Consider the following 12,822-nt stretch of genomic DNA (forward strand, 5'->3'; position numbering starts at 1 on the left):
CGCGGCCGTCCTCCTCGGGCTCGTCCCGAGGATCTGCCGTAGGAGCGGCAGAGGTGAGGTCGGGCGGGAGGAGGCGGCGGATCGTCGGGACGGGCCGGAGCATGACGATGGGAGCCCCGCCCGCTTTGGTTCGGTCTCGCGGGGACAGTCCACGCGGTCGTCAGGAGACGCGTCCCGTCTTTCGGAGCGTCGATCCGTTCAGCCAGAGTGGTGCGTGGCTCAGCGGCCGGTGATGCGCTTGGGGTTGTCGATGTAGCAGATCACGGTGGAGGCGAGCATCAGCACGAGGTAGCTGTAGAACAACCGCCAGAAGGTGTCCCATTCCATCAGCTCCCACCCCCAGACGCAGAGGATCAGCAGCACGGTGAGTGCGATGGTTGCGGCGACGCAGACCGGACGCAAAATGTTGACGAGCTTGGTAATCATGCCACTCTCCCATGTGAGGCACCATGATAGAATTCGCACCTGCTAATCTATCAGCGACAATGGGCGGTGCAAGGCCGTGCGACGAAATGCCCGATCGTGCGGTCGGGCATGGTCGAAGCCGGCATGGCAGCCCCACCTACTGGAAGCGGAAGGCGATCTTTTTGCCGGTGAGGCGGGAGAGCTGCTGGAGGCGGCCGTCGAGCCGCTCGCCGGCGAACTCGCTGAAGGCGGGCGGCACGACGAGTTCGAGGTCGAGAACCGGCTGGTTGGAGCGCTGCAGCGACAGGCCCCGCACCACGCCCGGCATGGAGGCCGAAAACAGGTAGAGCACGCGCAGCAGGGCGCCCAGCAAGCGCGCCCGCTCCTGCATCAGCGGCGGGATGATGGTGGCGAGCGGGCCGGTGGCGCCAGTGTCGTTCAGGCCGTCATGCCGGTAATAATTGGCGAGCGCGATATAGGCGCGGCCAGCATGGGTGATGCCGGAAAAGCTCGAATGGGCGATGATATTGAGCGCCTGCAGCCCGCGATAATCGGGATGCGCCCGCCAGGAGATATCGGCCAGCAGGCAGGCGGCCTGGCGATAGCGGCTCTCCTCCTCCGTTTCCACGACATCGAAGAAGGGCATGGCCCGCCCCGTCCATTCGGCGAGCTCGCGCGCATGTTCGGGCGAGCGGGCGCGCAGAACGGCGAGTTCGCCGGCCGCGGTGACGAGCGGATCGCGGCTGCGGTCGGTTTCCGACAGCAGCGAATAGAGATAGCCCTCGCGCACGCCGAGCGCCGAGAACGAGACGCGCGACGGCTTCATCATGGCGATCGCCTCCTGCAGCGCGATGGCGCCATAGGGGATGAGGTTGCGGCGGCTCTTGGAGATGGCGGCAAAGGCCGGGGCCTTCGGATCCTTCGGCGCGATCACCTCGTCCATGAAGGCGAGCGCCTCCTCGAACGGGATCTCGTAGCCCTGCATCATGTGCAGCGGATAGTTGGTGAGTTCCATATGCAGCTTGGCGATCGAGCGCCAGGTGCCGCCGACGGCGTAGAAGGTCTTGCCGGCGCCGCGCTGCAGAACCTCGGCGCCGCGCAACAGCTTGCGCGCATAGGCGCGCGCCTTGGGCAGCGAACCTGCCGCATGTTCGGACAAGCGGATGCCGCCGAGCGGCAGGGTGATGCCGTGGCCGATACGCCGGCCCTCGACGTCGACGAGTTCCAGCGAGCCTCCACCGAGATCGCCAACGACGCCATCCGGCGAATGATAGCCGCTGACGATGCCGAGCGCGGAGAAATAGGCCTCTTCCTCGCCCGAGAGCACGCGGATCTTTCGCCCGAGAATGAGTTCGGCCCGGCGGATGAAGTCCGGCCCGTTCGACGCATCGCGCGCGGCCGCCGTGGCCAGCACGAAGCCGTCCGGCGCGCGGGCCTGGGCGGCCAGCGCCTTGAAGCGGTGCAGGGCCTTGAGCGCCCGCTCGACGCTGTCCTCGTCCATGCGGCCGGTGGCATCGATCCCCTTGCCGAGGCCGCACATGACCTTTTCGTTGAAAAGCACCGCCGGCGAGCGGTTCAGCCCTTCATAGATCACGAGACGAATGGAGTTCGAGCCGATATCGACGACGGAGACCGGGGCGATGCCAGGCAGACGCCCCTGGGCTTCAGATTCAGTCATGCGGGTCCAGTTTTACTTCCTGCGGTCTCTGTCCCATCCGGCAATGACCCTCGGCGCGCTGGATTTCAGAGCTTCGCCCCGGCCCGAAAGGCTGGGATTGGTCATGAAATAAAGCTGGGCGTTGAACGGCTCGCTGTCTTTCGCGACCGTCATGCGCCGCGAGGTGCCGTCCTCGAGAATTTCATAGCTCTGCTGGTTGTCGATGAGATTGGCCAGCATGATCTGCGAGAGAACCTGTTCATGCACGGTCCGGTTCGTCAGAGGCACGAGTGTCTCCACGCGCCGGTCCAGGTTGCGCGGCATCATATCCGCGGAGCCGATATACACAAGCGCATGCTCGGAGGGAAGCCCGTGGCCATTGCCGAAGCAGAAGATGCGGCTGTGTTCGAGGAAGCGGCCGACGATCGACTTGACGCGGATGTTCTCGGACAGACCGCGCACCTGCGGCCGCAGGCAGCAGATGCCGCGCACCACCAGCTCGACCTCGACGCCGGCCCGGCTGGCGCGGTAGAGCGCATCGATGATCTCCGGGTCGACCAGCGAGTTCATCTTCATCCAGATCGAGGCGGGACGCCCGGCCTGGGCATGGGCGATCTCCTCGTTGATATGTTGGAGAATGCGCGGGCGGAGCGTGTTGGGCGAAACGGCGATATGCATGTTCGCCTCCGGCTCGCCATAGCCGGTGATGAAGTTGAAGATATTCGCCATATCGTGCCCGATCACCGGATCGCAGGTGAAGAAGGACAGGTCGGTATAGATCTTGGCGGTGACAGGATGGTAGTTGCCGGTGCCGAGATGGCAGTAGGTTCGCAGCTTGCGGTCCTCGCGCCGCACCACCATCGACATCTTGGCATGGGTCTTGAGCTCGATGAAGCCGAAGACCACCTGCACGCCCGCCCGCTCCAGATCCCGCGCCCAGCGGATATTGGCCTCTTCGTCGAACCGTGCCTTGAGCTCGACCAGCGCCGTCACCGACTTGCCGGCTTCCGCAGCATCGATCAGCGCGCGCACGATCGGGCTGTCGTTGGAGGTGCGGTAGAGCGTCTGCTTGATCGCCAGCACATCCGGGTCGCGCGCGGCCTGATGCAGGAACTGCACCACCACGTCGAAGCTTTCATAGGGGTGGTGGACCACCATGTCCTTTTCGCGGATCGCCGCGAAGCAATCGCCGAGATGCTCGCGCACCCGCTCGGGGAAACGGGCATTGTAGGGCAGATAGCGCAGGTCCTCGCGCGGCGCCTTGGCGATTTCGGAAAGGGTGTTCAGCGCCAGCAGGCCCGGGAGCACGGCAACGCGGTTGTCCGGCACGCCGAGTTCGGAAATGACGAAGCGGCGCAGCTCCAGCGGCATGTCCGAATCGATCTCGATGCGGATGACCGAGCCGCGCCGGCGCCGCTTCAGCGCCGTTTCGAAGAAGCGCACCAGATCCTCGGCCTCTTCCTCCACCTCGATATCGCTGTCGCGGATGATGCGGAAGGTGCCGGCTCCGGCCACATCATAGCCCGGGAACAACCGGTCGATGAACAGGCTCACTGCATCTTCGAGCGTGATGTAGCGGATGGTCTGGCGCGCATCGGGCAGACGGATGAACCGGTCGAGCGCGACCGGCAGGCGCAGCAGCGCCGTCATCGGCTCGCGGCCCGAACGGCTGACGAGCTGCAGCCCCATGGTGAAGCCGAGATTGGGGATGAAGGGGAACGGGTGCGCCGGGTCGATCGACAGGGGAGTAAGCACCGGGAACATCGACTGGTCGAATTCCTTCTCCAGCCAGACGCGGTCGTCGGCCGAGAGCGAAACCGGCCGGACGATGAGGATATCCTCCTTGGCCAGATATTGCTGGAGCACGGCAAGCGAGGCCTGCTGCTCCATCTGCAGCGTGTTGATTTCCTTCAGGATGTCTTCCAGCTGCTCGGCGGCGGTCTTGCCGTCCGGGCTGCGCACCGCCACGCTCTGGCGCACCTGCCCTTCCAGGCCGGCGACGCGCACCATGAAGAACTCATCGAGGTTGGCGGCCGAGATCGACAGGAAGCGCAGCCGCTCCAGAAGCGGATGGGCGGTGTTCAAGGTCTCTTCCAGCACCCGCCTGTTGAACTGCAGCCAGGAAAATTCGCGGTTGATGAAGCGTTCGGGACTGTCGAGGAGGTCGACCTCCTTCTCCACCGGATTGATCTGCGTCGCCCCCGATGCGGCCGTATCCATGTCCCGATCCCTCTATTACCCGATGCGCATGCAGCTATCCGAGTTTGACGACGGAACTGTGACAGTCAATGCCGACCATCGCCATCGCCTTCATCCGCCTTGTCTTTTCCCCCGTCTCCATGCCCGATCCGTTCCAGAGCCTCCGCCGCCAGCGCCCGGCTCAGCCGAACGCCGCGGGCGAGCGCCAGCCGGTCCATCGTCTCCACCAGTGCACGGGCCGCCTCCATGGAGCGTTCCATGCGGGCGACGAGATAGGCGATCAGCCGGTCGTCTGGGAAAAGCTGGCGATCGGCGAAAAGTTTCACCAGAAGCCGCGCCACGAGGTCGTCATCCGGCGCGCCGATTTCGACCACGGTCGCGGCCTTGAGCCTCGAGGCGAGATCGGGCAGCTGCACGCCCCAGCGCGATGGCCGGCTGCGGGCGGTGATCATCAGCGCCGTTCCATGTTCGCGCACGCTGTTGATCGTGTGGAACAGGCTCGTCTCGTCGAAGCCGGTGCGGTCGGCATCCTCCAGGAGAACCGGCGCAGAGGCCGCCAGATCGGCGGCGTCGCCGCCGGCCTCGGCGCGGATAGCGCCAGCGCCGCTCGCCTCCGCCCAGATCGCCGCGAGGTGGGACTTGCCCGAGCCCGGCGGGCCGACCAGCACGACGACCGGCGACGGCCAGTCCGGCCAGCGATCGACGATCGCGATCGCCGCGGCGAGCACCGGCGAATCGAGCAGATCCTCGCGGCCGAGCTGTGGCGGATGATCGAGCGCCAGCGGCAATTGTTCGCTGCGCTTCGCCGTCATGTCAGCCGGTCCGGCACATTGGGCGCGGCTTCGATCGTCGTCGGCCGGGTGGTGCCGTTATAGAGGTCGCTGTCGAGATAGCGCGCCAGCGCAAAGCGCACGAGCACGCCCAAAGCGGCCGCTGCCGGCACGGCCACCAGCAGGCCGACGAAGCCGAACAGCGTGCCGAAGGCCAGGAGCGCGAACATGAGCCAGACCGGATGCAGGCCGACACTCGTTCCCACCAGCTTCGGCTGCAGAATATTGCCCTCGAGGAACTGGCCGGAGAAGAAGATGCAGGCGATGAGGATGACCCAGGGGTAATCCGGCCAGAACTGCACCAGTGCCACGCCGACGGCGAGGATCAGCCCGACCATGGAGCCGACATAGGGGATGAAGCTGATCATGCCGGAGAAGAAGCCGATCAACAGGCCGAAATTGAGCCCCGCCAGCGTGAGCCCGATCCCGTAATAGAGCCCGAGGATGAGGCAGAGCGAGCCCTGCCCGCGCACGAACCCGGCGATCGACCCGTCCATATCGGCCGCGATGCGGCGCACATTGCCAAGCTGGCTGCGCGGCACCCAGCTGTCGACCTTGGCGATCATGCGGTCCCAGTCGAGCAGCAGGTAGAAGGCCACGACCGGCGTGACGATGAACAGCGAGATGATGTCGAGCAGCGCGACGCCCGAGTTCCAGAGCTGGGTCACGAGCGTTCCGAGAAAGCTCGCCCCTTGGGTCAGCAGCCGCGAGGAGTTCTGGCGGATTTCCGGGATCTGCCGCTGCAGCCAGTCCGGCAAGAGGTCGGCATGCTCGCTGGCGGCGAAATCCTGCAGGGCCGCGACGTAATCCGGGATCTTGGCGATGAATTGCGAGGCCTGGGTGAAGATGATCGGGATGATGAGGATCAGCGAGGCGGCGAAGAGCACCAGAAAGGAGACGAGGATCAGCACCGTCGCCATCAACCGGCTCAAACCCCGCCGCTCCAGCCAGTCGGCCACCGGATCGAGAAAATAAGCGAGCGCCATGCCGGCGAGGAACGGCAGCAGGATCGAGGAGAAGACATAGAGGAACAGGATGAAGACGGCGAAGAAGCCCAGCCAGAAGAGCACGTGCTGGCGAAAGGTGGAGCCGGAGAAACGCAAGGCCATGGGCAGGCTCCGCCGAGGTTGCAGCCGCGCCTGATGGGCGCGTCGTCAGACGTTCGAGTTCGTGTCGAGATAGGCCGCGCCGCCCGCACGGGTCAAGGGTGTCGGGCGGCGAAGGCGGAAATGCGGCCACGACAGAAGCGCCGGACCTCATTTGCACGTTGACAGCGGTGAAAACCCGGCTTTGCCGCGCTGCGCAAGCTTGCACTTCGCGCGCTTTGATGCCAATCGCAGGCAAACGTGGCCGATCGGAGACTTTCAAGCATGAGCGAGCCGGGCAAGAACGGGCTGACCTACAGCGATGCGGGTGTCGATATCGACGCCGGAAACCTGATGGTCGAGAAGATCAAGCCGCATGTGCGCTCCACCCGCCGGCCGGGCGCGGATGGCGAGATCGGCGGCTTCGGCGGCCTCTTCGACCTCAAGGCTGCGGGGTTCACCGATCCGGTCCTCGTCGCCGCCAATGACGGCGTCGGCACCAAGCTCAAGATCGCCATCGAGGCCGACCGCCATGACACCGTCGGCATCGACCTCGTCGCCATGTGCGTCAACGATCTCGTGGTCCAGGGCGCCGAGCCCCTGTTCTTTCTCGACTATTTCGCCACAGGCAAGCTCGATCCCGACCAGGGCGCGGCGATCGTCGCGGGCATCGCCAGCGGCTGCCGGGAGGCGGGCTGCGCGCTGATCGGCGGTGAAACGGCGGAAATGCCGGGCATGTATTCCGACGGCGATTACGATCTCGCAGGCTTTGCCGTGGGCGCGGCCGAGCGTGGCCAGTTGCTGCCGGCCGGCGATCTCGCCGAGGGCGACGTCATTCTCGGCCTCGCCTCCTCCGGCGTCCATTCCAACGGCTATTCCCTCGTCCGGCGCATCGTCGCCCTGTCCGGCCTTGCCTGGGATGCCCCGGCCCCGTTCGGCGATGGCACGCTGGCCGAGCGGCTGATGACGCCGACGCGCATCTATGTGAAACCGCTCCTCAAGGCGATCCGCGAGACCGGTGCCGTCAAGGCGCTCGCCCACATTACCGGCGGCGGCTTTCCCGAAAACATTCCGCGCGTGCTGCCGAACCATCTCGCCGCCGAGATCGACCTTGCCGCCGTGCCCGTTCCCGCCGTCTTCTCCTGGCTCTCCGCCACCGGCAACGTGGAGGCGAAGGAAATGCTGCGCACCTTCAACTGCGGCGTCGGCATGATCGCCGTCGTGGCGGCGGAGGATGCCGCGCGTGTCGGCGAGATCCTGACCGCAGAGGGCGAAACGGTCTTCACGCTCGGCCGCATGGTCGCCCGGCAAGAGGGCGCGCCGGGCACCCTCTATTCCGGAACGCTGACGCTGTGAGCGGGGCGGGTCAAGGCCCGATCGCCGGGCGCAAGCGCGTCGTCGTCTTCATTTCCGGCAGCGGCTCGAACATGGTCGCCCTGCTGAATACCGCGGAGAAGCCGGATTTCCCGGCCGAGATCATTGGCGTCGTCTCCGACAAGGCCGCGGCCGGCGGTCTGCTCAAGGCGGCGGCGCGCGGCGTTCCGACGGCCGTCTTCGAGCGCAAGGATTTTGCCGACAAGGCCGCGCATGAAGCCGCAATCCTCGCCTATCTCGAAACGCTCTCTCCGGATCTTCTCTGCCTGGCGGGCTATATGCGGCTGTTGAGCGGCGCCTTCATCAAGCGCTTCGAAGGCCGGATCCTCAACATCCACCCCTCCCTGCTCCCCGCTTTCCCCGGCCTGCACACCCACCAGCGCGCGATCGACGCGGGCATGGCGGAGGCCGGCTGCACCGTGCATTTCGTGACGGAAGGCATGGATGAGGGTCCGGTGATCCTGCAGGCCCGCGTACCTGTGCTCCGCGGCGACACGGCCGAGGCACTCGCGGCCCGCGTGCTAGTCGAGGAGCATCGCCTCTATGCAGACGCCTTGGCGCTGGTCGCATCAGGCGCCGTCACCATGGACCGCGCCTGACGGAGACGATCCTGGGCACCCGCAGGAGCACCCAGGTCCGGTTCGTCTATCGGCGCAGGAAATCGAGCAGATCCTGCGTCAGCCGCTCCTTGTGTGAAGCGAACAGGCCGTGCGGGCCGCCGTCATACTCGATCAGAGTCGACCCGGGGATGCCGGCATGCGCCGCGCGCGCTGCGGCGTCGATCGGCACCGTCGCATCGCTGGTGCCGTGGATGATCAGCGTCGGCACGCGGAAATGCGCGAGGTCCGGCCGGAAATCGGTCGTGGCGAAGGCTTCCGCGCAGGCGAGCGTCGGCTTCAGGCCCGCCATCATCGACTGGTTGACCGACCAGTCGATGACCTCGTCGCTGACCGAACCGGTGAAGACGCCGACGCCGTAGAAGCTCTTGAAGAAGCTATGGAAGAAATGCGCCCGATCCTCGAGCATGCCCTTGGTCATGCCGTCGAAGGTCGATTGCGGTGTCCCGTCGGGATTGTCGCTGGTCTGGAGCATATAGGGCACGACGGAGGCGATCAGCGCCGCCTTGGAGACACCACGGCCACCATGGCGGGACATGTAGCGCGCAACCTCGCCGCCGCCCATGGAGAAGCCGAACAGCGCGGCATCCTCAGCCCTGGTGGCCTGCAGCACATCGGCGAGGTCGTCGGCCAGCGTGTCGTAGTCGTAGCCGTCCCAGGGCTGCTCCGACCGGCCGAAGCCGCGCCGGTCGTAGGCGATGGCCCGGAAGCCCTGGTTGGCAGCCGCATAGGCAAAATCGTCCCAGCTGTCCGCCGAAAGCGGCCAGCCATGCAGCAACACCACCGGCCGCCCCTGCCCCCACTCCTTCACATAGAGCTTGGTGCCCGAGCGCGTTTCAATCATGGTCATTGCAAATACCCTTTTCCTGGAAATGTCCTGCCGAAAACGGGCGCGGGAAGAAGATGTTCCTAAATCGTGACCGTACGTCGATTCACGAGTCGGGCGCGCCAGACGGTGTCGAGGCGGCTAGCTCCATCCCGCCGCGATTTTTTGATCAGACAGTTCTGGCGCGACTCTTCTTTTCCGCGCACACTCTAAAAAGCTGCAGATCAAAGGAGAAGAAGCATGTTGGTTCGTTACAAATGGGTGATGGCAGGACCAGGGCCGTCCGAAGCTGTCATCCTCGTCGACACGCTTGCAGGACCAGAGGAAGTCATCGTCGACATGACAATTCTTAAAGAAGGGTCGGTGGACGTCGGCGAAGCAATCACCCGTCGAAACGAGGCGTTCCTCGTCGAATTACCCCGTGAAGCCAGCTCGGGTCGCATGCGTGCCTGGGTGCACGAAGACAATATCATCAAGGATTCAATCGCCGCTTAGTGGAGCAACGAGATGATCCTGATCGATCGGGAAATCCGGATTGCATTGAAAGATCATCTTTTTGAAATTACCCCGTTGCCCGATCTTGAAGTTGCCGTTTCGTCGACGAGCATCGACCTGAAGCTTTCCGACACATTTAAAACGTGGAAAGCGATGCCAGGCATGACAATCAGCCCCGGCAAGTCGGGGTATAGCTACTCGAAGATCTCTGATCTTCAGGAAGGGCATAAAGGTCCCTTCAAACTTGCGCCGGGTGCATTCGTGTTGGCCTGGACACGTGAACGGGTCGTCATCCCGTTCAAATCGCGCCTCGCTGCACGAGTCGAAGGAAAGAGTTCTCTTGCACGCCTAGGCATCAGCATCCATGTCACGGCTCCCGTGATCCATTCCGGATTTACGGGGCAGATCCAGCTGGAAATGTACAACTTCGGACCTTACGAAATCGAACTCACGCCCGAAATGTATGTCTGCCAGCTGGTATTCGAGATGACGACTGGCACGCCGGAACGAGGCTATTCCGGCATCTTTTCGGGGCAGTCGGAGTAAGGCTACCCCCGCAAACTCGCCCGGTTCAGCGCCGCCCATTGCAGCAGCATGATGGTCTTGCCGTCGCAGATCTCACCGGTGGGGATCATGGCCAGCGCCTGGTCGAGGGGGAGTTCGACCACCTCGATGTCCTCGTCTTCCGTCGCCACACCGCCGCCGGTGGCGATGCGGTCGCCGCTTTTAACGGTTGCGGCGTAGAAATGGACGATCTCGGTCACCGCGCCCGGTGACATGAAGGCCTGGAAGAGGTGGCGGACCGCGTCGACCTGGTAGCCGGTTTCCTCCATCACCTCGCGACGGATGGCCTCGGCCGGTTCGTCGCCATCCAGAAGGCCGGCTGGCGTTTCGAGAAGGATGCCGGAGTGGCCGTTCATGAAGGGCGGCACGCGGAACTGGCGCACGAGCACGATGCTGTCGCGCTCGGGATCATAGAGCAGGATCGTCGCGCCGTTGCCGCGGTCATAGGTCTCGCGCTTGAGCTTGCGCGTGCGCCCATCCGTGCCGGTATAGGCAACGGTCACATTGCGCAGGTGATACCAGTTCTTGGACAGCGTCTCGTCCTTGAGAACCTCGACCTTCACGGCATCGAATTTGGTCATTGCGCGGACATGTCCTTCTTCAGCCAGATGTGGTTGTCGTGGAAGGCGGCGCCGCCATAGGGGGCGACAGGATCCGCGCCGGTGAGCACGTTGATTCCTTCGCCGTCGAGATGGGCGCCGTTCGGCCAGAGCCCTTCGGCGATCACCACGCCCCGGCGCGCACCGCCGCCGAGCCGCGCATGCAGCCGGATCTCGCCGCGCTGGTTGCCGAGCTTGACGATATCGCCCTCGAGAATGCCGAGGGCCGCGGCATCCTCCGGATGGATCATCGCTTCCGGCCGGCCTTCGCGACTGACGGAGGACGGGGTTTCAGCAAAGGTCGAATTGAGGAAGGAGCGTGCCGGCGAGGTGGCGAGCCGGAAGGGATGCGCGGCGTCGGCCGCCTCGATCGTTTCCATGTGATCGGGGAAGGCCGGCAGGCTTTCGACCGGGCCAAGCAGGCCGACGGTCTCCGGCGGCCGGTTCGGCGCCGGCGTCGTGCGCCAGTCGGCGCGGAAGCGGAAGCGGCCGTCGGGGTGGCCGAAGCCGTGGATGAAATGCGCCGTCTCGAAATCCGGCTGGACGTCGAGCCACTTCTCCGCCTTCAGCCCATCGAAGCCGATGCCATAGGGCGCGAGGATCGCCTCGATATGCGCCCGCTCGTCGCGCCCGAAGCCCGGCTGATCGGCGACGCCCAGGCGCTTGGCGAGTTCCTCGATCACGAAGAGGTTCGTGCGCACGCTGTCCGGCGGCTCGATCAGTTTCGGGCCGAGCAGCACATGCTGGTGCCCGCCGCCGCGATAGAGATCGTCATGCTCGAGGAACATCGTGGCCGGCAGCACGAGATCGGCGACAAGCGCCGTGTCAGTCATGAACTGTTCGTGCACCGCGACGAAAAGATCGTCCCGCAGGAAACCCTGCTTCACCAGCCGCTGCTCCGGCGCGACGTTCACCGGATTGGTGTTCTGGATCAGCATGGCGGTGACCGGGCCGCCGCCGCGCAGAGCTTGCGCATCGCCGGTCAGCACACGGCCGACCTGCGACTGGTCGAGCATGCGGATCGTGTCGTCGCGCAGCGCCGTGCCGAGCAGCGCCCGCTTGTCGAAGCGGAAGATATCGTTGTTGGAATGGAAGGCGCCACCGCCCTCGTGCTTCCAGGAACCGAGCACGGTCGGCAGGCTTGCCGCCGCGTGAATGGCGGCCGCGCCGTTGCGCTGGCGGGTGAAGCCGTAGCCCAAGCGGAAGAAGCTCCGCGGCGTCGTGCCAACCAGCCGGCCGAAGGCCTCGATCTCCTCGATGGAGAGACCGGTGATTGCGGACGCCCAGGCCGGATCCCGGCTTTTCAGATGCGCTTCCAGCCCCTGCGGGTCATCGGCATGGCTGGCGAGATAGGCTCGGTCGGCATAGCCGTCGCGGAAGGCGATGTGCATTGCGGCGCAGGCAAGCGCCCCATCGGTGCCGGGCCGCAGGATCAGCGCCAGATCCGCCTGCTTCATCGTCGGATTGTCGTAGATGTCGATGACGACGATCTTGGCGCCGCGATCCTTGCGGGCCTTGATGGCGTGGGTCATCACGTTGACCTGGGTGGAGACCGCGTTCGTGCCCCAGATCACCACGCAGTCCGATTTCGCCATTTCGCGCGGGTCCGGTCCGCGCAGCGCGCCGGTCGCCATGGTGAAGCCGGTCCAGGCCGGGTTGGTGCAGATCGAGGAGAAGAAGCCGGAATAGCGCTTGGCATGGCGCAGCCGCTCGATTGAATCGCGCTGCACCTGGCCCATGGTGCCGGCATAGAAATAGGGCCAGACCGCCTCGCTGCCGTGCCGGGCTTCCGCCTTCAGGAAGGCCTCGGCCACGAGGTCGAGCGCATCGTCCCAGCCGATCTCCTGCCAGTCGCCGCCGCCCTTGGCGCCGATGCGCCGCTTCGGCTGCAGAAGCCGGGCGGGATGATAGATCCGCTCCGTATAGCGGGCGACCTTGGCGCAGATGACGCCGGCCGTATAGCTGTTGTCGGCCGCGCCCCGCAGGCGGCCGATCCGGCCGTCCTGCGTGAGCTCCACTTCCAGTGCGCAGGCCGAGGGACAATCATGCGGACAGACGGAGGCCGCGTAGCGGGCCGTGCCGCGGGCCGGCTTTTCGGAGATGATGGGGGTCGCAACAGTCATGCGGTTTCTATAGGACAGGCGATCAAGCCCCGGAAGCGCGTTTCCGGA

The 12,822-nt window shown here is 65.1% G+C and carries 12 protein-coding genes; 4 read left to right on the forward strand and 8 right to left on the reverse strand.

All coding sequences use genetic code 11. The features are described 5' to 3' along the window. Positions 1-219: 219 nt before the first annotated feature. The 5 genes from U8330_RS11360 to U8330_RS11380 form a co-directional block, all read right to left on the reverse strand. On the reverse strand, positions 220-426 hold the full coding sequence (locus tag U8330_RS11360; protein WP_323105385.1) for a hypothetical protein: 207 nt from the start codon (positions 424-426) through the stop codon (positions 220-222). 136 nt (positions 427-562) lie between these two features. Next, positions 563-2,083: an exopolyphosphatase gene (gene ppx / locus U8330_RS11365; RefSeq protein ID WP_323105386.1), complete on the reverse strand. Its 1,521-nt coding sequence runs from the start codon at positions 2,081-2,083 to the stop codon at positions 563-565. Positions 2,084-2,095: 12 nt separating this feature from the next. Then, positions 2,096-4,282, reverse strand: coding sequence for an RNA degradosome polyphosphate kinase (locus U8330_RS11370; RefSeq protein WP_323105387.1), 2,187 nt, complete (start codon positions 4,280-4,282; stop codon positions 2,096-2,098). A 65-nt stretch (positions 4,283-4,347) separates the two neighbouring features. Continuing rightward, positions 4,348-5,073, reverse strand: a complete 726-nt coding sequence (gene hdaA / locus U8330_RS11375) for a DnaA regulatory inactivator HdaA (RefSeq protein WP_323105388.1) — start codon at positions 5,071-5,073, stop codon at positions 4,348-4,350. Further along, a complete protein-coding gene (locus tag U8330_RS11380) occupies positions 5,070-6,200 on the reverse strand; it encodes an AI-2E family transporter (protein ID WP_323105389.1) in 1,131 nt (376 codons plus the stop codon). The genes hdaA and U8330_RS11380 overlap by 4 nt, the downstream gene beginning before the upstream one ends. 261 nt (positions 6,201-6,461) lie before the next feature. On the opposite strand from U8330_RS11380, the gene purM reads away from it, so the two are divergent. Together purM and purN are read left to right on the forward strand one after the other, a co-directional pair. Continuing rightward, positions 6,462-7,532 carry a phosphoribosylformylglycinamidine cyclo-ligase gene (gene purM, locus U8330_RS11385; protein WP_323105390.1) on the forward strand — a complete coding sequence of 357 codons (1,071 nt, stop codon included), beginning with the start codon at positions 6,462-6,464 and terminating at the stop codon, positions 7,530-7,532. Further along, the gene (gene purN / locus U8330_RS11390) at positions 7,529-8,149 is read left to right on the forward strand and encodes a phosphoribosylglycinamide formyltransferase (protein ID WP_323105391.1); all 621 of its coding nucleotides are present in this window, start codon (positions 7,529-7,531) and stop codon (positions 8,147-8,149) included. The genes purM and purN overlap by 4 nt, the downstream gene beginning before the upstream one ends. Positions 8,150-8,195: 46 nt before the next feature. Here the strand turns inward: purN and U8330_RS11395 are convergent, their stop codons facing one another. Beyond that, a complete protein-coding gene (locus U8330_RS11395) occupies positions 8,196-9,017 on the reverse strand; it encodes an alpha/beta hydrolase (RefSeq protein WP_323105392.1) in 822 nt (273 codons plus the stop codon). Positions 9,018-9,233: 216 nt separating this feature from the next. Here U8330_RS11395 and U8330_RS11400 point away from each other — a divergent pair, with 216 nt between their 5' ends. Beyond that, positions 9,234-9,488 carry a hypothetical protein gene (locus U8330_RS11400; RefSeq protein ID WP_323105393.1) on the forward strand — a complete coding sequence of 85 codons (255 nt, stop codon included), beginning with the start codon at positions 9,234-9,236 and terminating at the stop codon, positions 9,486-9,488. Positions 9,489-9,500: 12 nt separating this feature from the next. Continuing rightward, positions 9,501-10,034, forward strand: a complete 534-nt coding sequence (gene dcd / locus U8330_RS11405) for a dCTP deaminase (RefSeq protein WP_323105394.1) — start codon at positions 9,501-9,503, stop codon at positions 10,032-10,034. Between the two features lie 2 nt (positions 10,035-10,036). Here the strand turns inward: dcd and U8330_RS11410 are convergent, their stop codons facing one another. Both U8330_RS11410 and U8330_RS11415 read right to left on the reverse strand, forming a co-directional pair. Further along, positions 10,037-10,633 (reverse strand): NUDIX domain-containing protein, encoded by a 597-nt coding sequence (locus tag U8330_RS11410; RefSeq protein WP_323105395.1) that lies wholly within the window; start codon positions 10,631-10,633, stop codon positions 10,037-10,039. Next, the gene (locus U8330_RS11415; RefSeq protein ID WP_323107263.1) at positions 10,630-12,792 is read right to left on the reverse strand and encodes a molybdopterin oxidoreductase family protein; all 2,163 of its coding nucleotides are present in this window, start codon (positions 12,790-12,792) and stop codon (positions 10,630-10,632) included. The genes U8330_RS11410 and U8330_RS11415 overlap by 4 nt, the downstream gene beginning before the upstream one ends. Positions 12,793-12,822: the final 30 nt, after the last annotated feature.

This window comes from Rhizobium sp. CC-YZS058, assembly GCF_034720595.1.
Taxonomy (GTDB): Bacteria; Pseudomonadota; Alphaproteobacteria; order Rhizobiales; family Rhizobiaceae; genus Ferranicluibacter.

What these genes read in the sequence shown, in the direction of transcription:
- U8330_RS11360 (WP_323105385.1), bottom strand. Translation starts at nt 426, where the DNA reads ATGATTACCAAGCTCGTCAACATTTTGCGTCCGGTCTGCGTCGCCGCA.
- ppx (WP_323105386.1), bottom strand. Translation starts at nt 2,083, where the DNA reads ATGACTGAATCTGAAGCCCAGGGGCGTCTGCCTGGCATCGCCCCGGTC.
- U8330_RS11370 (WP_323105387.1), bottom strand. Translation starts at nt 4,282, where the DNA reads ATGGATACGGCCGCATCGGGGGCGACGCAGATCAATCCGGTGGAGAAG.
- hdaA (WP_323105388.1), bottom strand. Translation starts at nt 5,073, where the DNA reads ATGACGGCGAAGCGCAGCGAACAATTGCCGCTGGCGCTCGATCATCCG.
- U8330_RS11380 (WP_323105389.1), bottom strand. Translation starts at nt 6,200, where the DNA reads ATGGCCTTGCGTTTCTCCGGCTCCACCTTTCGCCAGCACGTGCTCTTC.
- purM (WP_323105390.1), top strand. Translation starts at nt 6,462, where the DNA reads ATGAGCGAGCCGGGCAAGAACGGGCTGACCTACAGCGATGCGGGTGTC.
- U8330_RS11395 (WP_323105392.1), bottom strand. Translation starts at nt 9,017, where the DNA reads ATGACCATGATTGAAACGCGCTCGGGCACCAAGCTCTATGTGAAGGAG.
- U8330_RS11400 (WP_323105393.1), top strand. Translation starts at nt 9,234, where the DNA reads ATGTTGGTTCGTTACAAATGGGTGATGGCAGGACCAGGGCCGTCCGAA.
- dcd (WP_323105394.1), top strand. Translation starts at nt 9,501, where the DNA reads ATGATCCTGATCGATCGGGAAATCCGGATTGCATTGAAAGATCATCTT.
- U8330_RS11410 (WP_323105395.1), bottom strand. Translation starts at nt 10,633, where the DNA reads ATGACCAAATTCGATGCCGTGAAGGTCGAGGTTCTCAAGGACGAGACG.